This window comes from Massilia soli (assembly GCF_016809835.1).
GTDB classification, from domain to species: Bacteria; Pseudomonadota; Gammaproteobacteria; order Burkholderiales; family Burkholderiaceae_D; genus Telluria_A; species Telluria_A soli.
Map to the genome: position 1 here is coordinate 40102 of NZ_JAFBIL020000001.1, position 22519 is coordinate 62620.

Annotated in this window: 21 protein-coding genes; 5 read left to right on the plus strand and 16 right to left on the minus strand. The window is 64.2% G+C overall.

Annotated elements, in window-relative coordinates; all coding sequences use genetic code 11:
- Positions 1-12: 12 nt before the first annotated feature.
- The 8 genes from I4X03_RS00195 to I4X03_RS00230 form a co-directional block, all read right to left on the minus strand.
- Positions 13-465, minus strand: a complete 453-nt coding sequence (locus tag I4X03_RS00195) for an FxsA family protein (RefSeq protein WP_223464056.1) — start codon at positions 463-465, stop codon at positions 13-15.
- Between the two features lie 226 nt (positions 466-691).
- Complete coding sequence (locus I4X03_RS00200) at positions 692-1669, minus strand: substrate-binding periplasmic protein (protein WP_223464057.1); 978 nt, start codon at positions 1667-1669, stop codon at positions 692-694.
- A 141-nt stretch (positions 1670-1810) separates the two neighbouring features.
- On the minus strand, positions 1811-3136 hold the full coding sequence (locus tag I4X03_RS00205) for a DASH family cryptochrome (RefSeq protein WP_223464059.1): 1326 nt from the start codon (positions 3134-3136) through the stop codon (positions 1811-1813).
- On the minus strand, positions 3133-3282 hold the full coding sequence (locus I4X03_RS23250) for a DUF2256 domain-containing protein (protein ID WP_223464061.1): 150 nt from the start codon (positions 3280-3282) through the stop codon (positions 3133-3135). Before I4X03_RS23250 ends, I4X03_RS00205 begins: the two co-directional genes overlap by 4 nt.
- 298 nt (positions 3283-3580) lie before the next feature.
- A complete protein-coding gene (locus I4X03_RS00215; RefSeq protein WP_223464063.1) occupies positions 3581-4723 on the minus strand; it encodes an ABC transporter permease in 1143 nt (380 codons plus the stop codon).
- Entirely contained in the window at positions 4720-5901 is a 1182-nt protein-coding gene (locus I4X03_RS00220) for an ABC transporter permease (protein WP_223464065.1), read from the minus strand. The genes I4X03_RS00215 and I4X03_RS00220 overlap by 4 nt, the downstream gene beginning before the upstream one ends.
- Before the next feature lie 9 nt (positions 5902-5910).
- Complete coding sequence (locus tag I4X03_RS00225; RefSeq protein WP_223464068.1) at positions 5911-6888, minus strand: HlyD family secretion protein; 978 nt, start codon at positions 6886-6888, stop codon at positions 5911-5913.
- Positions 6889-6890: 2 nt separating this feature from the next.
- Positions 6891-8327, minus strand: a complete 1437-nt coding sequence (locus tag I4X03_RS00230) for a TolC family protein (RefSeq protein ID WP_223464076.1) — start codon at positions 8325-8327, stop codon at positions 6891-6893.
- A 292-nt stretch (positions 8328-8619) separates the two neighbouring features.
- Here I4X03_RS00230 and I4X03_RS00235 point away from each other — a divergent pair, with 292 nt between their 5' ends.
- From I4X03_RS00235 to I4X03_RS00245, 3 genes are all read left to right on the plus strand, one after another.
- A complete protein-coding gene (locus I4X03_RS00235) occupies positions 8620-9225 on the plus strand; it encodes a TetR/AcrR family transcriptional regulator (RefSeq protein ID WP_223464078.1) in 606 nt (201 codons plus the stop codon).
- 81 nt (positions 9226-9306) lie between these two features.
- Positions 9307-10464: an iron-containing alcohol dehydrogenase gene (locus I4X03_RS00240; RefSeq protein ID WP_223464080.1), complete on the plus strand. Its 1158-nt coding sequence runs from the start codon at positions 9307-9309 to the stop codon at positions 10462-10464.
- 63 nt (positions 10465-10527) lie between these two features.
- A complete protein-coding gene (locus tag I4X03_RS00245) occupies positions 10528-11205 on the plus strand; it encodes a type 1 glutamine amidotransferase domain-containing protein (RefSeq protein WP_223464082.1) in 678 nt (225 codons plus the stop codon).
- Positions 11206-11249: 44 nt separating this feature from the next.
- Here I4X03_RS00245 and I4X03_RS00250 read toward each other — a convergent pair whose 3' ends face one another.
- A complete protein-coding gene (locus tag I4X03_RS00250; RefSeq protein ID WP_223464092.1) occupies positions 11250-12515 on the minus strand; it encodes an amidohydrolase family protein in 1266 nt (421 codons plus the stop codon).
- 216 nt (positions 12516-12731) lie between these two features.
- On the opposite strand from I4X03_RS00250, the gene I4X03_RS00255 reads away from it, so the two are divergent.
- Positions 12732-13490: a YoaK family protein gene (locus tag I4X03_RS00255; RefSeq protein WP_223464094.1), complete on the plus strand. Its 759-nt coding sequence runs from the start codon at positions 12732-12734 to the stop codon at positions 13488-13490.
- 15 nt (positions 13491-13505) lie between these two features.
- Here the strand turns inward: I4X03_RS00255 and I4X03_RS00260 are convergent, their stop codons facing one another.
- From I4X03_RS00260 to I4X03_RS00270, 3 genes are read right to left on the minus strand one after another with little or no spacing between them, the layout of a single operon-like run.
- Positions 13506-14219 (minus strand): ABC transporter ATP-binding protein, encoded by a 714-nt coding sequence (locus I4X03_RS00260; RefSeq protein ID WP_223464096.1) that lies wholly within the window; start codon positions 14217-14219, stop codon positions 13506-13508.
- Positions 14212-15414: an ABC transporter permease gene (locus I4X03_RS00265; protein ID WP_223464106.1), complete on the minus strand. Its 1203-nt coding sequence runs from the start codon at positions 15412-15414 to the stop codon at positions 14212-14214. Before I4X03_RS00265 ends, I4X03_RS00260 begins: the two co-directional genes overlap by 8 nt.
- Before the next feature lie 5 nt (positions 15415-15419).
- Positions 15420-16631, minus strand: coding sequence for an efflux RND transporter periplasmic adaptor subunit (locus I4X03_RS00270; protein WP_223464108.1), 1212 nt, complete (start codon positions 16629-16631; stop codon positions 15420-15422).
- 214 nt (positions 16632-16845) lie between these two features.
- Here I4X03_RS00270 and I4X03_RS00275 point away from each other — a divergent pair, with 214 nt between their 5' ends.
- Positions 16846-18528, plus strand: coding sequence for a DUF4394 domain-containing protein (locus I4X03_RS00275; RefSeq protein ID WP_223464110.1), 1683 nt, complete (start codon positions 16846-16848; stop codon positions 18526-18528).
- A gap of 9 nt (positions 18529-18537) precedes the next feature.
- Here the strand turns inward: I4X03_RS00275 and I4X03_RS00280 are convergent, their stop codons facing one another.
- The 4 genes from I4X03_RS00280 to I4X03_RS00295 form a co-directional block, all read right to left on the minus strand.
- A complete protein-coding gene (locus I4X03_RS00280; protein WP_223464112.1) occupies positions 18538-19254 on the minus strand; it encodes an anti-sigma factor in 717 nt (238 codons plus the stop codon).
- Entirely contained in the window at positions 19251-19811 is a 561-nt protein-coding gene (locus I4X03_RS00285) for a sigma-70 family RNA polymerase sigma factor (protein ID WP_223464113.1), read from the minus strand. The genes I4X03_RS00280 and I4X03_RS00285 overlap by 4 nt, the downstream gene beginning before the upstream one ends.
- Positions 19812-19859: 48 nt before the next feature.
- Complete coding sequence (locus tag I4X03_RS00290; RefSeq protein WP_223464114.1) at positions 19860-20813, minus strand: chemotaxis protein; 954 nt, start codon at positions 20811-20813, stop codon at positions 19860-19862.
- 101 nt (positions 20814-20914) lie between these two features.
- Complete coding sequence (locus I4X03_RS00295; RefSeq protein WP_223464115.1) at positions 20915-22468, minus strand: cryptochrome/photolyase family protein; 1554 nt, start codon at positions 22466-22468, stop codon at positions 20915-20917.
- Positions 22469-22519 lie beyond the last annotated feature (51 nt).

Consider the following 22519-nt stretch of genomic DNA (forward strand, 5'->3'; position numbering starts at 1 on the left):
TTCGGCCAAGCCTTATTCCTTCCTTTCCCTAAACTCTCCATCGATCACCATCTCATCCGTTCTGTTGGGGGGATTCTTGCCGGTGAATTTCGCGACGGACAATAGAATCCGATCGAAAATAGCGCGCCGCAACAACGGGAAGGTGAGCAGAAAACCCATCGCGAAACCTGTCAATGCCGCGGACGCGTAGTCGGCTAGCAACAGGAAGTGTAGCGAACAGAGTGCGAGCAAGCTGACGATGAGTGGCCGACGGACTGGCTTGGGTAACAAACCAACAACACGCAGCTTACCCTTGCTAATCCAGGGAAATCTTGCAAACAGTGCGCCCAGGAGTAATCCTGCCACGAGCCGGCTCGTGCCAAGATATTCGGCCAGAACCCCGACGACAAGGAAGCCGGTATAGGTCAGCGTGCTGGCCAAGATTGCCAGCGCCAGCACGGCGACTGCGATCGTGAGCCTTGGCATTCGCCACGCCGCCATGAGTAGGTAACGTAAGATTTTTTTACTCCTGTAATTGGATCGGAAGCCTTTGGATTTTAAACCCCGCCACCTGAATCGATGGAAGTTTAACCCAGCGTAAACTGTTCCGATGTCATGATTGAAATCTTGGTTCGGTGGTTCGATTCCGCCCCGCGCAAGAATAACAGCGCCACTCCGTGGCCTGGGGGGGCGTCCCTGGAAGCACGTGCTGTCAATCGGGCGGGCGTCTCGCAGTTTGGGTGGCAGGCAGTGCCGCAGCCTTGCAGGGATCCGCGGTGACAGGCGGCCGGGTGCGTCCGCTCGCGGCTTCAATAAAGGCCGGCCTGCGCAGTTCCGACAACGAGAACCATAGTTTGCTGCGGTCGACCGGCAACGACGGAGAGCGCGCGGGATTGGGCAGCTCGATGATACGGCGCCCATCGAGGCCGGCGGCGGCGATCTGGGCCGCGAAATAACTATAGAAAAGCTGGTCGAACGAGCCATCGGCCATGGCGCTCTCCAGGCCGCGGCGCACCTCCTCAGCCAAGCGCTTATTGCGGCGATTGACGAAAAAATAGGCATCGGCCGGGTAGCGCAACACGATATGCGGTTCGACCGCCAAGGCTGGATGCTCATCATGTTCGGCAAATACCTGCTGGATGGCGCGGGGGAAGTAGTCGATCCGTCCTGCTTCGAGCATCTTGAACATGCCCTCGTAGGTCGACGAGACCTCGACCGGCAAGCCATTGGCGCGCAGGATCGCGGTGTCCGGCCAGTCGTGCCCTTGCCCCGCCACGAACTTCTTCAACTGATCGGCTGCGCGCACTTCGGCGAACTGGTGCAATCGCTCCTTGCGCACCAGCGCGATGCGCCAGCCGAGCAAGCCCTTGGTGAGCGGCACCGGCACGCCGAGCAAGGCAGCTTCGCGTTCAGGCGAGGTCATCGTGATCATGATGTCTAGCTTGCCGGAATCGCGCCCAAGTTCGTACACCGCACGCACTTGTTTCATGCGCTGCTCACTGTAGATCAAGTTATGGCAGACCCCGGCTTTTGCGAACGCCAACTTCAACAGGGCGACCCCGTACGGATCGCGCTCAGTATCGCCCCATTCAGGACGCAGATAGGTGTAAGTGGCAGCGCTGCCGGGCAGCGTGCACAGACAAAGGGCACTCGACAGCAGAAGAGACGCTAGTCGCAACAAGTTGATCAACTTTCAAAAATTTTAGCAATGTTTCTGCCCGAGATGCTGATCCAATCTTGCGGTTTTCTCGAACCGCTTCCAGGACTTCAACGAGCACGTCATATTAATCGGCCTGCATGTCGGCACTGAAGGCCAAAACCCCGCCCCGCGTCAACGTTGTGCCCACAGGCGCCGATAACTCCCGTCCGGGTCATGCTCGCGGGCTTGCTTTTGCAGGTTGAAGCGCCGGTCGCTGCGCGGATCTGTCCCGCGGCCTGCAACATATAACCAGTTGCCTTGATTGCTGTAGACATCATAATCGATCAGTTGCGCTTCAAACCAGGCGGCGCCTGCGCGCCAATCGCACTCAAGATCATGGACCAGGTAGCTGGCAACGATTTGGCGCAGCCGATTGGAGAGATATCCGGTCGCCTTGAGCTCGGCCATGCCGGCGTCCACCAGCGGTTCGCCGGTGCGTGCCTGGCACCACGCATCGAATCGCTGCGTGTCGTGAGCGGGTTGGCCCAGGCTGCTCAAGCCTTGCGCCCGGTACAGCGCGACCCCGTGCTGCAGGTGCAGAAAGCGGAAATAGTCACGCCACAGCAATTCGAACCAGATCCAGTAAGTGCTGTCGTTGGCGCCGCGCGATGCTTCAAATTGCCTGAGCTCAGCGCACGCCACGCGCGCCGACATCGCTCCGCAGGCAAGCCACGGAGAAAACTTGGTTGAATAGTCGACGCCGGTCAAGCCATTGCGCGTGCGCTTGTAGGTGTGCGCCAGCGCGCCGCTGAAGTACTGGCGCAGATGTTCAGCGGCCGCACTCGCGCCACCGTCAAAGGCCGGTAAAGCGTATGGGAACGACGATGATTCGGCGGCCGGATCCGGGTCCGGGAGCGCGCCGGGCGCCATTGCCCAGATGTCGGCCAATGCGGCAAAGTCCGGCGGCAGCGGCGGGATCGCCGCCGGCCTTGCCCGCGGCGCTGGCGGCGCCAGCTGTTCTCTTTCTACCAGGGTGCGAAAGCTGGTGAAGACTGTGGGCAAGTCCGCGCGCGCAAAGGGCAGCGTGGCCGGATCGAGCAGACTCGATTGCCACAGCGACTCCACCGTCAGGCCAGCGGCGCGCAGTGCGGCAAGTTCACCTGCCTCTTCTGGCGCGGCAATCTCCTCGCAATGGATGGTCGTCGCGCCGATGGCTTGCGCGAGCAGCGGCAGCACCTGGGCAGGATCACCTTCGACCTCGAGCAACTGACTGCCGTGCGCGGCCAGTTGCGTGGCCAGGTCCGCCAGGCCCGATGTGAGGAAATGCTGGCGATGGCGGCTGGTGCGCGGCACGTTCCAGCGCGTCGGCACGGGCGCGCTGCGATGACAATACACCAGCAGCAGATGGCCGGCATGAGCGCAGGCCTGGCGCAAGGCCGGATTATCGATGAGCCGCAAATCATTGCGGAACCAGTAGATGCGCGTTTGCGCCGACCTTGCGGGGAGGTCGGTCATCATGAGTGACGCTTGCTATCCTGGCGACAGCGATCTGAACAGTACTTCACCTCGTCCCAGACCTTTTCCCATTTTTTACGCCATGTAAAAGGGAGCTGGCATTGCTGACAGGTTTTGGTCGGGAGCTCGGATTTTTTTCGCATGCGCATATGGACCTCCCGGGAACTGAACCGCGTTGTGCCGGTGGCATGACTACGCCCCGGGTCGCCAGACCTTACCCCAAGAAAAGCCAGCCATCAATGGCAGCCGATCCTGTTTGTGGTTCGGATCGTGCTGGTCCCCGGGTCATTTACGGTACGCCCGATGCAATGTACCGCGTTAGCGAAAAAGTCGGCAGCGTGCTGTCAACTCGGAACTCATCAGTAGGTGTATCGCATGACCAGCGAGGTGCAAGGCCTTGCCTGCAATATGGCTGACATCACGCGCGGCATGCCTGCCTGATTCCGTTCAGGCAGGCAGAACAAAACGACGCCACTTGCGCATGCCAAGCGCGACGAACAAGACCATCAGGCCAAGCAGCCCGGCCAGTTCCATGCGCACCTCGTGCAGTGACGCGCCCATCTGGTTGGTGGCGATGAAGCCCTGGATGGCTGCGGTCGAGGGCAAGCTCCAGCCAAGGACCTGCAGCGGGACCGGAATCGCGCTCATTGGCCAGGCCAGGCCGGACAAGAACATGATCGGCAACGAGGTGGCGACCAGTAGCTGCATGCTGCGCTCCCGGGTGCGGAAAAACATTCCAATCAACATCCCCAATGCCGCCACGCTGTAGGCGAAGAGCACGGTCAACACGGCGGTGCCGATCAGGTTGCCGCCGCGCGGATAGTCCTGCCACCAGAAAACGAAGCCGAAAAAATACAGCGCGTTCAAGGTGACCACCAGCGCGAACGCCGTCAGTGCGCCGCAATACGAGGCCGCACCCGGCGCATAAGGGAACGATTTCTCGCTGCGCCAGCTGCCGAACAGCAGTCCGATGCCGAGCAAGAAGGTCTGCTGGATGATCAGGACCACCACGCCCGGCACAATATACGATGCGTAGCCTTCGCGCACATTAAACAAGGGCAAAGGCTCAACGGTCAGCGGCTGGCGCGACGCTTCGGCCTGCATGGCCGATGCGGTGGTAGCGCCCAGGCGCCGCAGTTCAATGCCGGCTGACACAGTACCGGCAACCTCGGCCAGGCCATTTAACACCACCTTGTTCAGCAGGGGGTAGGCGCCGTGGCCGCTGACTTCAATTTCTGGCTGCAGACCGGCCAGCACTTTGCGGCTGAAGTCGGCGGGAATCACCATCGCGCCGGCGGCCTCGCCCTGCCAGACCAGCTCCTGCGCCGCCTCCGGCCGGGTGCTGACACCCACTACCAGGATCGACGGGTGCGCCCCGGCGAAGCGAATCAACTGGCGCGACAGCGCCGACTGGTCCTGGTCGACGATCGCAACGGGAACCCGGCGCACCGTTTCGGCGCTATACGGCAGCGGATAGAAGAATGAATATACGATGCCGGAGATAAAGAACAGCAGCAGCGCCGCCTTGTCCCGGAAGATCGATTGCCAGGTCAGCAAGAAGGCGCGCGACGCCGCGCGCACGGCGCTCATGCTGCGCCCCATGTCGCGGGCTGGTTCATCCGCCTGGCCAGGCGCCAGTGCGCCGCTGCGCCCAGGGCAAGCGTGAATCCCAGCAGTATTGCAAGCGCCGCCAGGCCGGCATGCAGCGGCGCGCCGGCCATCCATGTGTTGTTCAGCAGCTGCAAGTAATGCGTCAGCGGCAGCGACTCGGCCCAGATGCGCGCGCTGGTGGGCATGGCCAGCAGCGGAAATCCCTGGCCGGCGAAGGCAAACGCGGGCGCCGTCAGAAACGCGCAGGCCGACAGCGCCGCGCGCAGCGAGGACGTATAAGCGACCAGGAAAGCGCCGGCCGCAAGGTAGGCGGTGATGAACAGCAGTGTGCCGGCCAGCATGGCAGTGGCGCTGCCCGCGATCGGCCAGCCGAGCACCACGCCGAACAACACGAACAAAAACAGCGCATGCACCACGAAGGCGGCCAGCGGGATGAGCAGCTTGCCCAGCAATGCCGGACCCAGCCTTCCATCGGCGGCGCCGAGCCAGTCGTCCACCGTGGCGGCGCGAAATTCGCGGCCCAGCGCCGTTACCGCGGCCAGCGCCACAAAAATGTGCAGCAGGCTAAATGCCACCGGCATCGCCAGCGACGGCAGGTAGCTGCCGCTTTCATTGAACAGCGTCGCCGCGCGGATGCGCACCGGCTCGACCTGCGCGCTGGCCTGGACCGTGCCTGCGCCACGCCGGAGCCGGCCTTCCAGCTCGATCGCCGCCGACAGCGTCGACACCACCATCCGCACATCGCGCGTCATGACTCCCGCGTGCGAGGCGAACTGGCCGTTATAGGCCCACTGCACCCTGGCTCCCCTCCCGGCCTGCAGCGCTTCCTGCAACCCGGAGGGAATCGACACCAGGCCGAAGGCCGCGCGTGCGCGCATCAAGCGGAAGGCCTCCGCTTCATTGTTTGCTGCCAGCACCACCTGCAAGCCGGGCGACGCGTCGAGCATGCGGATCAAGCTGCGCGACATGGCCGACTGGTCGCGGTCGTGCACCACCAGCGGCAAGTCGCGCGCGACGCCGGCGGAAAATATCCACCATGTCATCAGGTACAGCGCCAGCGGGATTGCCGTCAGCATCGCCAGATCCCAAGGATCGGCGCGCAGGCGCCGCCACTCGCGCCGCACGGAAGACAGGATGGCATTGCCGGAGCGGGTCATCGCGGATGCTCAGCGATCGAATACAACCGTCATGCCCGGGCGCAGCCCAGGCACCGGCGCGGTCGGACGCAGCCTGACTTCAAACGTGCGCAAGTCGGTGCCGCCCGGGCGCGCCGCGCGCCAGGTGGCGAAGGCCGGCAGCGCAGACACCGTGGCGACCCTGAACTGGGCCTTGACCTGCAGCGCGGGAATGGTGCCCTGGTGCAGGGAATCCTTGGCATACGGCTTGAACTGGTCCTCGCGCACGGCCACCACGGCCCAGACATCGGACAGGTCGACCAGGGTCATGACGGGGAAACCCTGCGGCGCCAGTTCACCGGCCTGGATGGCGACCCTGGTGACTTCGCCGGCGGCCGGCGCCGTGATGCGCGTCTCGCCGAGCGCTGCACCGGTCTCGGCCACCACGCCGTCCACCTGGCGCAACTGCGCCTGGGCCGCCAGCTTGTCTTCCGGGCGGGCGCCCTGGCGCGCCATCTCGTATTGGGCCCTGGCCGCCGTTGCCAGTTCGCCGGCCGAGCGCGCCTGCGTCTCGGCGTCGTCGCGTTTCTGGCGCGCGACCACGCCTTCGGCATACATCGCCGCGATCCGCTGGTGGGTCAGCCTGGCCAGCCTGGCGCCGGCTTCGGCACGCTCCCAGTTCGCGCGCGCGGCCACGATTTCCTGGGGGCGCGCGCCGGCCAGCGCTTTCTCGCTGGCGGCGCGGGCGGCATCGCGCGCGGCCTCGGCCTGCGCCACCTTGGCGCGCACTTCCGGGCTGTCGAGCTCGAACAGCAGGTCGCCGCGCCGGACCGTCTGCCCGAGCTGCACATGAACCCGTCCGACCCGCCCTGGCACCTTCGACGAGACGTTGGTTTCCTGCGCTTCGACCTGGCCCTGGACCGGGTCGCGCGGGGGCTGGAATGCCTTGTACAGGCCCCATCCGAGCAGGGCAAGGACGGCGGCGGCGGCGACGGCGCCGATCAGGCGCCTGGTGCGAGGTTCAGCCATGGTTATTCTTTCGTGAGGTCGACGGTGTGCGTTGCGGTCCTGGACAGCGCAGCGAGCCGGTCCGGCTCGCCAGCGGTGGCGAGCAGCCTGGCCAGCGCCATGACGTACTCGTACGCCGCCTGTGCGCGCTCGAGCGAGGACTTGGTGTAATTGAGCGAGGCGTCGGCCACCTCGGTCGAGGTGGCCTGGCCATTCTGGAACGCGACCTGCGCCAGGCGCCGCGTCTCGAATGCCAGTTCGATCGCCGACGCCATCGACAGATAGCGCTGGCGGGCGTCCTCCATGGCGCGCCACTGGCTTTCCGCCAGCGTGGGAATATCGCGTCCGGCCTGTTCCGCGGCAACCTCGACGCGCTGCTGCTCGAGCCGCGCCGCGGACATCATCTTCGCGCGGTCGATCCGTTCAACCAGCGGGATGCTGACGGACACGCCAACCAGCCAGTTGGCGCGCGAGGAGCTGCCGCGGTTCAGGTTGTAGTTGGCGATCCCGAGGACGGTCGGGCTAAATTGTTTGCCTTGCATCTGCAGCGCACCCGCGGCCTGCTTGCGCTTGCCGTCAATTTGTTTCCACGCCGCGTTCGACGCCATCGCCGCATCGATGAACGAGGCCAGCGATCCGACCGGCTGGGCATGCACGAACAGGGCGGTGGTCGGGGTCACGGCGCCGGGCGCGTCGAGCAGGCGGCGCAAGGCGAGCTGCGCAATCTCGAGGTCGCTGCCAGCCTTCGCCGCTTCCCTGAGCGCATTGTCGACGGCGACATCGGCTTTCAGGCGCTCGACCTTGGCGATCAGGCCGGTGCGCTCCATCTTCAGCGCCGCGCTCTGGTGCTCTTTGGCGAGCGCTGCCGCAGAGCTGCGCAGTTGCCAGGCCTTGCGCGCCAGCTGCACCGTGAAGTAGCGCTGCGCCAGCTGGGTCGCCGCGTCATCCTGCGCCGCCTGCACGCTGGCGCCGGCCTCGTCGGCGCGCGCCTGCGCGACCTGCTTGAGCGCATCGAGGCGTCCGCCGGTGTAGATCGGCCAGACCGAGCTCACGCCAAGCGAGCGCACGTCGAACACCCGGTCCACCGTCAGCGAAGGCGGGATCTCAGGCAGGGTCAGGCCCGGCAGCGGCGGTAGCGAGTCGAGCAAGGGGTTGGCCAGTTGCGCGATACTGCCGGTGTCGACGCTCAGGGTGGTCGACACCCGCCCGGCGAATCCGGACAGGCGCGCATCCGGCCCGTCGATCCGGCGAACCGCCTCGGCCTGCAATTGTTTGGCCTGGAAATCAAGTCTGGCGCCATTGATCGCGCCCGACTTCGCCGTGGCCTGGCGCAACGCCTCGGCGTAGTCGACCGCGATAGCGGGGGGGGCGGCCTGGGCCTGCGTTTGCGCGTGGGCCGGCATCAACGCCAGCATCGCCGCTGCCGCTGGTAGCCAGACGTGGATCAACTTCTCTTTCATACATCACTCCGGTATGCGATCGCAAGGCAGGCGCTGCCTTGCGCGGCGGTTGGCCGATCCATCGATGGCCGATGTTAGCCATTCTGCATCAATGATAACGCTTCAGGCACGGCCATGGGCATGCCGTCGTGCCAGCCTGAAAAGCGATCTGCTTCACCGGTCGCGCCCGCCTGTCCAGCCGGTCACGGCGCGGGCGCCTGCGTGCTGCGCCTGGCTGTCGAGCCGGCAGCGGCTTGAAGCGGATCGCGCACGATTCAAGACGACTGGTCTAATTTGCGCTATACTGCCCCACATGAGCACTGACCAACACAGCGTACGCCAGCATATCCTTGACACCGGCAAGGCGATTATCGCGGGCAAGGGCTATTCCGCCGTTGGCCTGAACGAGATCCTCTCCGGCGCCGGGGTGCCCAAAGGCTCGTTCTACCATTACTTCAAGTCGAAGGAGCAGTTCGGCGAGGCCTTGCTCGACGATTATGTCGACGCTTACCTGACGGAACTCGATGCGATGCTCGCGGCCGACGGCAGCCCAGCGGCCACGCGCCTGATGCGCTACTGGGACAGCTGGCTGGTCGTGTGCGCCGATGAATGCGCCGGCAGCAAGTGCCTGGTGGTCAAGCTCAGCGGCGAGGTGGCCGACCTGTCGCCGTCGATGCGCGGCGCCCTGCTGCGCGGCACGAATCACATCGTGCAGCGGCTCGCCGCCTGCATCGCGGAAGGGGCTGGCGACGGCTCGATTCCAACCAGAATCAACCCGCAGCACGCCGCGCTCGCGCTCTACGAGCTGTGGCTGGGCGCCGCCCTGCTAACCAAGCTGCGGCGCGCACCGAGCGCATTCGATGGCGCCATGCGCGCCACCAGGGCACTGCTCGACCTGCCCGGCCCCGGCCTGGCCTGACACCCGCGCGCCACGCCCGATCACGGGCGCTGGCGCAGATTTTCCATGACAATTTAGACGACCAGTCTAATAGGAGTTTGAATGCTGAATTTTAATTTTTACAATCCCACCCGGATCATCTTTGGCAAGGACACCGTCGCATCGCTGTCTACGCTGGTACCGCCAACGGCACGCGTGCTGGTGCTGGTTGGCGGCGCCAGCGCCGAAAAGACCGGCACGCTGGCCGAAGTGCGCTCCGCGCTGGGCGAGCGCGTCGTCCACGTGTTTGCCGGCATCGAACCGAATCCCAGCTTTGAAACGCTGATGCGCGCGGTCGAACAGGTACGGCGCGACAAGCTCGACTTCCTGCTTGCTGTCGGCGGTGGATCGGTTATCGATGGCACCAAGTTCGTCGCCGCGGCAGCCAATTACGATGGCGATCCATGGGAAATCATGCAAACGGGCGGCGCCAGTATCGGCAGCGCATTGCCTTTCGGCACCGTCTTGACGCTGCCTGCCACCGGATCGGAAATGAACAACGGATCGGTGGTGACCCTGAAGGCGACCCACACCAAGCTGCCGTTCCGCAGCATCCATGTGTTCCCGCAGTTTTCGGTGCTCGATCCCACCAAGACCTACTCCCTGCCCGAGAAGCAGGTGGCAAATGGCCTGGTCGACGCATTCGTGCACATTACCGAGCAATACCTGACCTTCCCGGTGCAGGCGCTGGCGCAGGACCGGTTCGCCGAAGGACTGCTGCAAACGCTGGTGGAAATCGCCCCGCGCGCGATCAGCGAGCCTGAAGACTACGCCACCCGCAGCAACCTGATGTGGACCGCATCGCTGGCGCTCAACGGCCTGATCGGCGCTGGGGTGCCGCAGGACTGGGCCACCCACATGATCGGCCATGAATTGACGGCGCTCTACGACATCGACCATGCGCGCACGCTCGCGATCGTGCTGCCGGCCCTGCTCGATGTGCAGCGCGACAAGAAGCGCGCAAAGCTGCTTCAATATGCAGAGCGCGTGTGGGGGATCAAGTCAGGTAGCGAAGACCAGCGCATCGATGCCGCGCTGGAAGCGACACGCAACTTCTTCGAGAACCTTGGCATTCCGACCCGCCTGTCCGCCTATGGCCTTGGCGCGGCGGCAATCGACGAGGTCGTCGGCCAGCTCGGCAAGCACGGCATGACCCGCCTCGGCGAGCATGGCGATGTCGATCTCGCCGTCAGCCGCACGATTCTCGAAGCGGCCCTGTAAGCCAGGGGACGCCAGCCCAGCGCACGACAAACGCACGACAGATTTACTCACCAGGAGACTCACATGAATGTATTGATGGTAATGACCTCGCATGACCAACTCGGCGACACCGGCAAAAAGACCGGCTTCTGGCTCGAAGAATTCGCCGCGCCCTACTACACCCTGAAGGATGCCGGCGCCAACGTCACCGTGGTCTCGCCGCTCGGCGGCCAGCCGCCGCTCGATCCCAAGAGCGACGAGCCGGACGCGCAAACCGACGCGACCCGGCGTTTCAAGGAAGACGCCGCAGCGCAGGCGACGCTGGCCTCCACCGGCAAGCTGGCCGAGGTCAACGCGGCTGACTTCGACGCCGTGTTCTATCCTGGCGGACACGGCCCGCTATGGGACCTGGCCGAAGACAAGGCATCGATTGCCCTGATCGAAGCGATGGCCGCGGCGGGCAAACCGGTCGCCGCGGTGTGCCATGCCCCGGGCGTGCTGCGCCATGTCAAGGGCGCCGACGGCGCCCCACTGGTCAAGGGCAAGAAAGTCACCGGCTTCACCAACACGGAAGAAGAAGCCGTGGGGCTGACCGACGTGGTGCCGTTCCTGGTCGAAGACATGCTCAAGGAAAATGGCGGCAACTACTCGAAAGGCGCCGACTGGCAATCGTATGTGCTCACCGACGGCAAGCTGATCACCGGACAGAACCCGGCGTCGTCGGAGGAAGGCGCCAAAGCGCTGCTCAAGCTGCTGGCATAAGCGAAGGGGGCGCCTGCCCTGGCGCCCCTCCAGCGCGATGCCGCTCAATGATCGAGCGAGGAAACCTTGCCGGTGTTTATCACCATGTCGCCCTGTTTGACAACCAGGACTGGTGCCGATAGCCGGGCAAGGTCCTGCAACGGGTTTTGCTCGTAGAGATTGAAGCTCGCCTCACAGCCTAGTTCCAGGCAGCCGACACGTCGGCGCGGGAACATCCACTGCGCCGTCGCAACGGTGGACATGTTGATGAGTTCGGCCGGCTGGAACAGCCCTGTCGCGGCCAGCGCATTGATTTCATCGAGGACACTGCCTTCGAAACGGTCCGAACCCGTCAACAGCCTGACCTTGTGTTTGCGCAGCATGCGCAGGTTCTCTGCATACAGCCCGGCAACCGCCGGGCCATCGCCCGGTTTCGCTGCCAAATGATAGGCCGAGGCAGCCATTGTCGGGATCACCGTCACGCCTTTGACGGCAGCAGACTTCACAACCTTGTCGGAGAGGCGATAGTCGTCAACGCGCTGGTTTTTCGCGATACGGTAGCCGGGAAGATGCGCAATCGTGTCGACGCCCGCTTCCACGGCGAGCCGGAAATCGGCAGCCGTGTCGACATGTGCGACGACCCGCAGTCCGGCGCTGCGGGCCAGCGGCACAAGCGCCGACAACACATCTGGCGTGACGCCATTGAAACCATCGAGTTCCGGCCGTTTGGCGTTGCGCATGCCATTCACGGCATCGATCAGGACCACTTTCACAAAGTCTGTCCTGGTGGTCGCGAAGTGCGGCCATTTGCGCTGCAGATCCGAGGCGCTATCGGCAATCAACATTCCTTCGACGAGTTCGTCAAAGCTCATTGCCATGCCAGCCTCTTTGGCGCCGGCCCGGGCGATACCGATCGGGTGTCCGGTTGTGCTGGTGATGCCGATGCGGGCAAACGCGGTTGACGGCGCCGTGCGGCTGTCGAACAGTGCCGAGCACTGCAACGACGCGGGATCGGTCGCGAACAGCTGCGCGGAATACAGGACGCCGCGCTTGATGTAGCCTTGCGCCATCTGCGCCGCCATGTAGCAGTTCTGCAGGTTGTGGTTGTGCGCTTCGGCCAGGCCCGGAATGACATAGCCGCCGCGCAGGTCGACCGTTTTTGTTGCCGGCCCTCCAGCGACGATCTTGCCGTCGCGGACCGTAACGTCCCGCTTCACGAACGTGTCACCACCGAACCAGTGACCATTGGTATAACGTACTGTGTCCGCCGACGCGGGTTGAGCAACACCGATAAGCAACGCAAGAGAGCAGACGACTGAAGACGACTTCATGGACAGGATCCCAAAAAATCAATATAAGGATCGAAATATGGTGCCTAAGAAATAAATCGATGTCCAGAAGAATGTCGTGCCGCCATTCGAGCGTCGGTTTCATGAAGGGCTCAATCTAAGCCAACAACAAATCCCGATGCCTACATTCAGGCTGGCAAGATTACGGTAAGATGAAGTCGTTCGCTCCCATCAACCTGCAAAGGGATCTGCGCGCCCGTGCCGATTAATTTCGCAAGACGCCTCACCGGCCACCGGCGCAGCGCAGCGGCCGACCGCCATCTCGGCTTCGCGCTGGCCTTCATTGCCGGCGCCACCAATGCCGGTGGCTTCCTCGCGGTCCAGCAATACACTTCCCACATGACGGGCATCGTTTCCGGCATGGCCGATCACATGGCGCTCGCCGACTATGGCCTGGTGCTGGCCGGCCTCGCCGCCCTGCTGTCGTTCATGCTGGGCGCCGCTTGCACGGCCGTGATGGTCAACGTCGCGCGCGCGCGCCACCTGGTCAGCGCCTATGCGCTGCCGCTGCTGGTCGAGGCAATCCTGTTGCTGTGCTTCGGACTGCTTGGCCTGCGCCTGTCGGGCATGGACGGCGTGTTTGTCCCGGTCACCGTGATGCTTCTGTGTTTCATCATGGGGCTTCAAAACGCCGTGATCACCAAAATTTCGCGGGCCGAGATCCGTACCACCCACCTGACCGGCACCATCACCGACATCGGCATCGAACTGGGCAAACTAGCCTATCGCAGCGGCAGCCGCGGCGACCCCGCCCGCGTGCCGGTGAACACGACGCGGCTGCGGTTGCACAGCATGCTGGTGCTGTGCTTTTTTGCCGGCGGCGTGGCCGGCGCGGTGGGCTTCAAACACCTCGGTTATCTGTCGACGGTGCCCCTTGCAGTACTGTTGAGTGCCCTGGCGATCGTACCGGCAATGGACGATCTGGCGGTGTTCTACCGCCGCAGCGGGAAGAAATAGCGGCGCTGCCGCGCCCTAAGCGCGCACGCTATCGCTGTCGATCACGCCATCGACCAGCGCGATGGTGCGGTCGCACTGCGCCGACAGGCGCGGATCGTGCGTCACCAGCAACACCGCGCAACCGAACTCGCGGTTGAACTGACGGAATAACGCGAACACTTCGCCGGCCGATTTGGTGTCCAGGTTGCCGGTTGGCTCGTCGGCCAGAAGCAGCGCCGGACGGGTCACCAGGGCGCGGGCCACCGCCACGCGCTGCTGCTGGCCACCCGAGAGCTGGTCAGGCTTGCGCTGTTCCAGCCCCGCGAGGCCGACCTGCGCCAGCAGCAGGCGCGCGTGCTGCACTTGCGCGGCAGTCGGTTTGCCGGTGGCCACCATCAGCGGCATCAGCACATTCTCGAGCGCACTAAATGCCTGGATCAGGTGATGAAACTGGAACACGAAGCCGATCGCGCTGCCGCGCAGCGCGGTGCGGCCGGCATCATCCATGCTGCTGGTGGGCGCGCCGAGCAAAAACAGCTCACCGGCCGTCGGCCGATCGAGCAGCCCAATCAGATTGAGCAAGGTGCTCTTGCCCGAACCGGATGCGCCGACCAGCGCGGCAAAGTCGCGCCGCTGCAGCCGCAGGTCGAGCCCGTGCAGCACTTCGACTTCGGTGGGCTTGCCAACGTTGTAGCTTTTGCGCAGGCCTTGCAGGCGCAACACCTCCTGCCCGGCGTCGTGGTCAGACATGGCGAATCGCCTCCACCGGGTCCAGCGAAGCGGCGCGCCGCGCCGGCACCGCCGCCGCCAGGAGGCCGGTGACCGTCGCCAGCGCCGTGGCCGCCATCGGCAGCCATGGCGCCACCGGGATGTAGAACAGCTTGGGGCCGAAGGTGTTGAAGGCGCCGACCAGCCCGTAGCCCGCCAGGGCGCCCAGCAGCGAACCGGTCAAGCCAAACAGCGCGCCCTGGACCAGGAACACGCGCAGCATTTGCTGGCGCGTCGTGCCCATCGCGCGCAAGATCCCGATCTCGCGGGTGCGCTGGACAACGCTTACCGACAGCACGCTGGCAATCCCCAGCGCCACGCTGAGGGCAACGAACACGCTGATCATCTGTGTTGACAGGCTTTGCGAGCGCAAGGCATTCATCAGCTGGGCATTCGACTCCATCCAGCTTTCCGCCTTCAGGCCGGTGAGGCGGGCGATGCGCCGCGCGATCACCTGGGCGTCGAAGATATCGTCCACCGTCAAGTCGATCAGGGTCGCGGCGCCTGGCAGGTTGAGCAGGGACTGGGTTTGCTTCATGTCCAGGTAAACGTAGCGCGCATCCAGCTCGCGCACACCCAACGCAAAGATGCCAGCGACATTCACCACGCTTTCCCTTCCCTGGCCGCCGTCGAGGCGCAGCTTGTCGCCCACGCGCATGCCGAGATCGGCCGCGAGCTGCTTGCCGATCACGGCGTCGCCGGAGCCGATGCGGAAGACCCCGGCCACGATATCGTCCTGGACCGGAATGATGCGCAGGTAGCGGTCCGGGTCGATGCCCACCAGCGCGACCGACTGCAACGCCTCGCCGCGCCGCGCAAACGCCGGACCGGAAATCAGGGGCGACACGGCCATCACTTGCGGTAGCGTGTCGAGCACGTCGCGCACCTGTTGCCAGTTGTTGATCGAGCGCAGCCGCTGGGCGCGTTTGCTCTCCAACAGCAGTTGCACGGTGCCGTCCGGTGGCGCCAGGATGTGGTTGCTCTCCTCGGTCGGCTGCACCTTGATGTGCGCCTGCGTGCCAAGGGTACGGTTGATGATGTTGGCCTGCAGTCCCGTGATCAGCGCGGTAAGGAACACGATCACGGCGACGCCGACGGCAATGCCGGTCAGGATCAAGGTACTTTGCGCCTTGCCTTCACGCAGGAACCTGGTGGCGATGGTCCATTCGATCCACATCGCTGTCAGTCCAGCTTGACCGGCAGCTCGTTGCGCCCTGCCGTGGCCGCGACCGGGTCGGAAGCTTTCACCCGCACCCGCGCTCCCTGGGCCAGGTCGGCAGCGGGATCGGCCAGCACCCAGTCGCCAGCCTGCAAGCCGGCCGTCACTTCGGTCTGGGTCAGGCCCCGCAATCCCAGCTGTACCTGGCGGCGCGCGGCGCGGCCGTCGGCGACAACCCACACCTGGGCGCTGCTGCCCGCCGCCGCCGCCCCCAACGCATCGTTATTGACGACGATGGCGCGTTCGCGCCGGCCGGTCTTGACGTTCACCGAGACGGTCATGCCTTGACGCAAAAATGCGGGCGCGGGCGACACGCTCAAGCGCACCTCGACCGTGCCGCGCTGCGGATCGACACTCGGGGCGATGAAGCTGACCCTGGCTGGAAATGGCCTGAGCGGAAAGGCGTCGGCGATGCAGGTGGCCGATTGTCCGACCGCCAGCACTTCAAGGTTTTTTTCATCCAGCGGCACTAGTATTTCGGTGTCGCCCTCGCGCGCAATCTCGAACAGGACCCGGCCAGGCTGCACCAGGTCGCCAGGCTCGGCGTTGCGGGTGAGCACGGTGCCGGCCACTTCGGCACGGATCGTGGTTTTGGCCAGCAGCGCCCGGGCACTGGCCAACCTGGCACGCGCGCCAGCCTCGCCGGGATTGCCCGCCACCAGCGACCGCGCAGTCAGGCGCGCCTGCTCCAGCGCGGCGCGCGCCACCGTCTCGGCCTGGTTGGCCTGCTCCATCGATTCGCGGGTGATCATTTGACGCTGAAACAGCGCGCGACGGCGCTCGGCCTCGCGGCTGGCCTGTGCCAAGTTCGCTTCAGCCACGCGCAAGGCGGCCTGTGCCTGCGGACGTGTCGACTGCTGCAACTGGGCCAGGGCGGCTTCTGCCTCGCGCACTGCTGCCTCCAGCTCGTCTGCACGCAATACCGCCAGCACGTCGCCCGGACGCACCAGGTCGCCCTCGCGCACGCGCCGCTCGACGACCACCCCGGTGACCTGGCTGCCGACCTGGGCCCGCGAAACCGCCGCCACCCGGCCCGTCGCCACGACCACTTGTATCAGGGGCTGCGCGCTTACCTGGTACCCGGCCAGCACTGGGCCGCGGATTGTTGGCAGCAGCCATGACAAGGCGGCGACGGCAATACAGGCGGCCGCAACAACAAGGAGGGAACGCTTCATGGCGTGGGGCGGGTAAGCATGGTGAGAATATTAACCCATCGGATGGCCGCAGGATGGGGCCAACGGCCGGACATGCGCTCAGCGGCAAGTGAAGCAATAAAAATAATTTTGTATTTGCTGCATCCAATCGCGCTTCTGGCGGGTATTACCTGCATCGCCCCTGACTGCAGGGGTAAGTGTTGCTGTACCTACCCACTTTCTTAGGAGAACGACCATGAACAAACCTCTATTCGCCAAACTGGTTCTAGCCTCAGCCATCACGATGGCCCTCGCCGCCTGCGGCGGTGACGACGACGACGACATGGTCACGCCTGCTCCAACCCCCACCCCAACCCCGATGCCGACACCAACGCCAACGCCAACGCCGCCGGTCATGACCGCGGGCGACGTGTTTGCCTTAACAGCTAGCAACAAACTGATCTCGTTCAACCGCGATGCCGCCACGGCCGTGCGTACCAGCGTTGCCATCACCGGCCTGCCGAGCGGCGAAAACCTGGTCGGCATCGACTTCCGCCCGGCTGACGGCGTCCTGTATGGCGTCGGCAGCGCCGGCCGCCTGTACACCATCAATACCGATACCGGCGTGGCGACCCTGAAATCGACGCTCGCCGCCGATGCGGCCGACACCACCGCGCCGTTCACCGCGCTTGCCGGCACCGAGTTCGGCGTCGACTTCAACCCGGTTGCGGATCGCCTGCGCGTCGTCGGCAGCAGCGGCCAAAACCTGCGCATTAACGTCGACACCGGCGCCGTGACCACCGACGGTTCGATCAACGGCGGCGCCGCCACCTCGTCGGTGACCGGTTCGGCCTACACCAACTCGTTCGCCAACACCGGCACCACTACCCTGTTCAGCCTCGACGCGGCCACCGACACCCTGTACACGCAGAACCCGCCGAACGACGGCACCCTCAGCGTGCCGGTGACACTGGGCGTGGACGCGGCCAGCGTCAGCGGTTTTGATATCGACGCCGCCAGCAACACCGCCTATGCGGTGTTTACGGTCGGTGGCGCGCGCAACCTGTACAGCGTCAACCTGGCCGCCACCAGCGGCGCGGCGACCCTGATCGGCGCGCTTGGCGTCACCGAAGACATCCGCGGCATTGCCGTGCGCGCCGCCCGTACCCCGACCGTGGTCGGCCTGACCGACGACGCCCGCCTGGTCACTTTCGCGCCGCTGACGCCTAACACGCTCAGCGCGAATGTCGCCATCACCGGCCTGGCCGCCGGCGAAACGCTGCTGGGTATCGATGTCCGCCCGAAAGACCGCCTCCTGTATGCGGTATCGTCGACCGGCAAGATCTACACGATCGATCCGGCCACCGGCGCTGCGGTCGCCAAGGCGACGCTGGCTGCTGACGCGGCCGATACGACACTGCCGTTCACGGCCATTGCAGGCACCGCGTTCGCGGTCGACTTCAACCCGGTTGCCGACCGCATTCGCGTCGTCAGCAATACTGGCCAAAACCTGCGGATCAATGCCGATACCGGCGCGACCACGACCGATGGCGTGCTCAACGCGGTCGGCCTGACTCCGCTGGTCACCGCGGGCGCCTACACCAACAGCTTTGCCGGCACCACCACAACGATGCTGCTCAACATCGAAGCTGGCGCCGACACGCTGTCGCTGCAGAACCCGCCAAACGACGGCACCATGACGGTCGTCGGCGCGCTCGGCGTGAATGTCGCGGGTGATGTGGGCTTCGATATCGCCGGTGGCGCGAATGGCCTGGCCCTGGCGGCGCTGCGCACGTCGGCAGGCGGCGCAAGCGCGCTGTACCGCGTCAACCTGACCAGCGGCGCGGCAGTACTCGTCAATGGCACGGCGAACGCGGCGCTGTCGCAGGTGGGCACTGCTGCCACCGGCCTGCGCGACATCGCCATCATGATCAAGTAAGCACGCGCCCTAGATCACGACTGCCCGGCCAATAAACAGAATCGGCCCGGTCGGGCGGTCGATCGGCGAGCCCTTCTCGGGCTCGAGCGTGATCTCGAACAGCTGGTTCGCTTCCATCTTCGGCAGCTTATCGAGCGATACTTCAAGCGGCTGGCCAGGCTTGACGAGCCCAAGCGACACCGGCCCCTTCCAACCATCGGCCTTGGTCCAGAACTGCAGCGATTTCTGCTGCGGCACCGCCACATCGCCCAGCGGTACCAAGCGCAAGTTGCGCCCGTCGCTGGACTCAATCACCCAGCCTGGCTTCATGCTTTGCGGCGCGGCCAGCACCACCATCAATTTCTGTTCTGGCGCGGGGGAAAGCCCTGGCGTCAGGATGACCGCCATGATCGCCGCTGCGGCCATGCCGCCTGCGGCCAGACCGCGCCACAGGTTCAGGCTGTTCCACCACTGGGCGGCCGCGGCAGCCGGCTGCGCCGCCGCCGTGCGCACCGGCGCTGGCGCCAGCGATGTCTCGATGCGCTGCCACAGGCCCGGGCCCGGCTCAACCGGCGGGGCCAGTGCGGCAAGCGGCAGCAGCCGTTGCTGCCAGCCGTCCACCGCGGCGCGCAGCGCGGTGTTGTCAGGCATCGCGTGTTCCACGGCGCGGCGTCCACTCGCCGGCAACGTCCCCAGCACGTATTCGCCCGCCAGGTCGTGCAGGTTGTCGTCGTCGATGCGCGTCATGTCATGCACTCCTTCAGCGTGCTCATGCCGCGCTTGATCCACGCCTTGACGGTGCCGAGCGGCGATTTCAGGCGTTCTGCGATTTCAGAATGCGAGCAGCCATCCACGTAGGCGTACAGGATGCTGTTGCGCTTTGGAATATCGAGGTGGGACAGGCAGTCATGCAAGCGGCCAAGGTCGGCGCGCAATTCGAAGGCATCGGTCATCTGGCTGGAGCGTTGCAAGGATTCAGTGGACACCAGTTCGTCCAGCCGCTCGTCGCTGACGTCGACTTCGCGCTCGCCGTCGCGGATCAGGTTCAAGGCCTGGTTGCGCACGATGCTGACGATCCAGCCGCGCCCCGAACCACGGGCGCCGTCGAAGCTGGCGGCGCGGGTCCAGATTTTGAGGAAGGCGTCGTGCAGCACGTCTTCCGCCGCTTGCCGTCGCCGCACGATACGCATGGCAACGCCAAGGAGATGGCGGCTTTCCTGCAGGTAGATGCTTTTCAGCGCCTGCCGGTTACCTTGGGCGCAGGAACTTAACGCCGCTTCGTAATCAAAATCTTGGGGGACCATGGGTGCGCCGGTAAGTTTTAAATCAGGAATGCATGCCTGCCTGGGCGGTCAGTGCCGCAAGACCTTGCGCAGTGTCTCCGCCAGTTCTTCGGCGTTGAACTTGGCCACATAGGCATCGGCGCCAACCGACTTGACGTGGCCTTCGTTGGTTGTGCCCGACAGCGACGAGTGTATCACCACGGGAATCGACTTGAAGCGGGCATCCTGCTTGATGTTGCGGGTCAGGGTGAAGCCATCCATCTCCGGCATTTCCAGATCCGTCAGCACCAGCGCAACCTTGTCGCTGACCGCCTTGCCCTCTTTGCCAGCGGCCACCGTGAGCGCTTGCAATTTCTCCCACGCTTCCTTGCCCGATTTCGTCATGATGAACGGCACGCCCATCGCCGTCAGTCCAGCTTCGATCAAGGAACGCGCAACGCCGGAATCATCGGCCGCCAGGATGACCGCGCCTTCGGCAAGCGCGATCTTTGGACCAACGGTTCCGGCATCCGGCACGTCGACCGGTGGCGACAGTTCGCTCAGGATCTGCTCGACGTCGAGTACCTGCGCGAGGCGTGTGCCGTCGGTGTTGCCATCGATACGCGCGATGCTGGTCACCGATCCGCCCACCGCACTTGCTTCGGCCGACAGCACATCGCTCCAGTCGAGCCGGACGATTTCTTCCACCGACTCGACCGCAAATGCCTGCGTGGTGCGGGCATACTCGGTGATCAGCAGGATGTTCAAGCCGCTCTTCGGCGTGCAGCCGACCACGGCGGGCAAGTTGATGACCTGGATGATCTGGCCGCGCAAATTGACCACGCCCATGATGTGCGGCGTCGTGCCGGCGATCGCGGTGACCTCGGGCATGGCAAGAATTTCCCGTACCTTGAACACATTGATGCCGAACAGCTCAGCTCGCTCTGCGTTTCCGCTGACGCCGAGGCGGAACAGCAGCAGTTCAAATTTATTGGTGCCGGTCAGATTGGTACGCTCGTCCACTTCCTGCTGTACAGTTTTCATTTTTATCCTCGCATGCCTGCGCATTAAAAACCACGTAAATCGTCACTATGGATAAGAAACGCATCCGTGTAACTTGACCTTTGGTGCTAGTGCCGGGTTGGCTACAGCGCATCCAGATTCGATAACATCGTCTGCGCCTGCCGCTGGAAATCGGCAATGGTTGTCGAATCCATTTTTTCCAGCTGCCGATAGGCCATGCCAATGCGCGGATTGCGCGACAGGGTTGCCTTATTGCGCTGGAAGAAGTCCCAATATAGCGCATTAAATGGACAGGCAGTTGGACCAACGCGCAGCTTTTTATCGTAGTTGCAACCTTTGCAATAATCACTCATCCGGTCGATATAGGCGGCGCTGGACACATACGGTTTGGTGGCCAGCAGCCCGCCGTCGGCGAATTGGCTCATGCCTGCGGTGTTCGGAAGTTCCACCCATTCGAAGGCGTCGATGTAGATGCCGAGATACCAGCGATGCACTTGCACCGGATCGAGGCCGGCCAGCAGCGCGAAATTCCCGATCACCATCAGGCGCTGGATATGGTGGGCGTGCGCCTGTTCCAGCGACTGGGTAATCGCATGCGAGACGCAGTTCATCCTGGTGTTACCGTCCCAGAACCATGAGGGCAGCGCGCGCTGATGGCCGAAGAAATTCTTCCCGGCGTATTCAGGCATTTTCGCCCAATACACGCCGCGCACATATTCGCGCCAGCCCAGTATCTGGCGGATAAACCCTTCCACCGCGGCGAGCGGCGCGTGGCCGGCGTGATACGCCGCTTCGGCTTTTGCCACGACCTCGCGCGGATTAAGCATTTTGACGTTCAGCGCAAACGACAAAAGCGAATGAAACAGGCGCCACGCCTTGCTGCTCATCGCGTCCTGGAAATCGCCGAAGCGGGGCAAGGCATTGGCGATGAACGCATCGAGCTGTTGCAGCGCCTCTTCCCGGTTCAGGGCCCACGCGAGCCGATCCGCTTTCGGATCGCCGAAGCTGTTGACGCCCGCATCGACGATCGATCGCCACAGCAGCGAATGGTCGTGCACGGTGCGCGGATCGCTTGGCTCGGCCGGCTCGCCGCGCCACGGCTTGCGATTTTCGGCATCAAAATTCCATTGATCGCCAACCGGCTTTTTGGCGTCCGCCATTAACACCTGATGCGCTACCCGCATCTGGCGATAAAAGAACTCCATCAGCCACTGCTTGCGGTCCGCGAAGATATCCGCGGCCTCATTGCGGGTGGTATAAAAATGCTCGCTGTCGACCATCAGCCATGGAACTGCCGACTTGCGGCCATGCTGGTACAGCTGTTCATCCAGGCGCCATTCATCCGGCGCCTGGTATTCAAAAGCGGCGGCCTGGTACTGCGCCACCAGCGCATCGATATTCGCGGGGATCGATTGCAGGTTGGACGGGTCATCGATCTGCACATAATGTACGCGGTGGCCCGCCTGGCGCAGCTGGCGCGCCAGGTCGCGCATCGCCGCGAAGATCGCCAGGATCTTTTGCGCGTGGTGGAGCACGTAATCGGTCTCCTGGCGCACTTCCATCAACACGTAGACAGTCGCATCATCGATCTCGCTGAACCAGCGGTGCTGAAGATTAAGCTGGTCACCGAGGATCAGCCTGAGGGTGTGTCCCGGTGTCGGTGTCGTCGTCGTCATCTTCTCTCCTGTACACTCAAGCATCGCATCGCATGCCGGAGCCATTCACAT

Bases quoted from the DNA above. Each gene is read 5' to 3' on its own strand.
- I4X03_RS00195 (WP_223464056.1), bottom strand. From the start codon at position 465: ATGCCAAGGCTCACGATCGCAGTCGCCGTGCTGGCGCTGGCAATCTTG.
- I4X03_RS00205 (WP_223464059.1), bottom strand. From the start codon at position 3,136: ATGATGACCGACCTCCCCGCAAGGTCGGCGCAAACGCGCATCTACTGG.
- I4X03_RS23250 (WP_223464061.1), bottom strand. From the start codon at position 3,282: ATGCGCATGCGAAAAAAATCCGAGCTCCCGACCAAAACCTGTCAGCAA.
- I4X03_RS00215 (WP_223464063.1), bottom strand. From the start codon at position 4,723: ATGAGCGCCGTGCGCGCGGCGTCGCGCGCCTTCTTGCTGACCTGGCAA.
- I4X03_RS00220 (WP_223464065.1), bottom strand. From the start codon at position 5,901: ATGACCCGCTCCGGCAATGCCATCCTGTCTTCCGTGCGGCGCGAGTGG.
- I4X03_RS00225 (WP_223464068.1), bottom strand. From the start codon at position 6,888: ATGGCTGAACCTCGCACCAGGCGCCTGATCGGCGCCGTCGCCGCCGCC.
- I4X03_RS00230 (WP_223464076.1), bottom strand. From the start codon at position 8,327: ATGAAAGAGAAGTTGATCCACGTCTGGCTACCAGCGGCAGCGGCGATG.
- I4X03_RS00235 (WP_223464078.1), top strand. From the start codon at position 8,620: ATGAGCACTGACCAACACAGCGTACGCCAGCATATCCTTGACACCGGC.
- I4X03_RS00240 (WP_223464080.1), top strand. From the start codon at position 9,307: ATGCTGAATTTTAATTTTTACAATCCCACCCGGATCATCTTTGGCAAG.
- I4X03_RS00245 (WP_223464082.1), top strand. From the start codon at position 10,528: ATGAATGTATTGATGGTAATGACCTCGCATGACCAACTCGGCGACACC.
- I4X03_RS00250 (WP_223464092.1), bottom strand. From the start codon at position 12,515: ATGAAGTCGTCTTCAGTCGTCTGCTCTCTTGCGTTGCTTATCGGTGTT.
- I4X03_RS00260 (WP_223464096.1), bottom strand. From the start codon at position 14,219: ATGTCTGACCACGACGCCGGGCAGGAGGTGTTGCGCCTGCAAGGCCTG.
- I4X03_RS00265 (WP_223464106.1), bottom strand. From the start codon at position 15,414: ATGTGGATCGAATGGACCATCGCCACCAGGTTCCTGCGTGAAGGCAAG.
- I4X03_RS00270 (WP_223464108.1), bottom strand. From the start codon at position 16,631: ATGAAGCGTTCCCTCCTTGTTGTTGCGGCCGCCTGTATTGCCGTCGCC.
- I4X03_RS00275 (WP_223464110.1), top strand. From the start codon at position 16,846: ATGAACAAACCTCTATTCGCCAAACTGGTTCTAGCCTCAGCCATCACG.
- I4X03_RS00280 (WP_223464112.1), bottom strand. From the start codon at position 19,254: ATGACGCGCATCGACGACGACAACCTGCACGACCTGGCGGGCGAATAC.
- I4X03_RS00285 (WP_223464113.1), bottom strand. From the start codon at position 19,811: ATGGTCCCCCAAGATTTTGATTACGAAGCGGCGTTAAGTTCCTGCGCC.
- I4X03_RS00290 (WP_223464114.1), bottom strand. From the start codon at position 20,813: ATGAAAACTGTACAGCAGGAAGTGGACGAGCGTACCAATCTGACCGGC.
- I4X03_RS00295 (WP_223464115.1), bottom strand. From the start codon at position 22,468: ATGACGACGACGACACCGACACCGGGACACACCCTCAGGCTGATCCTC.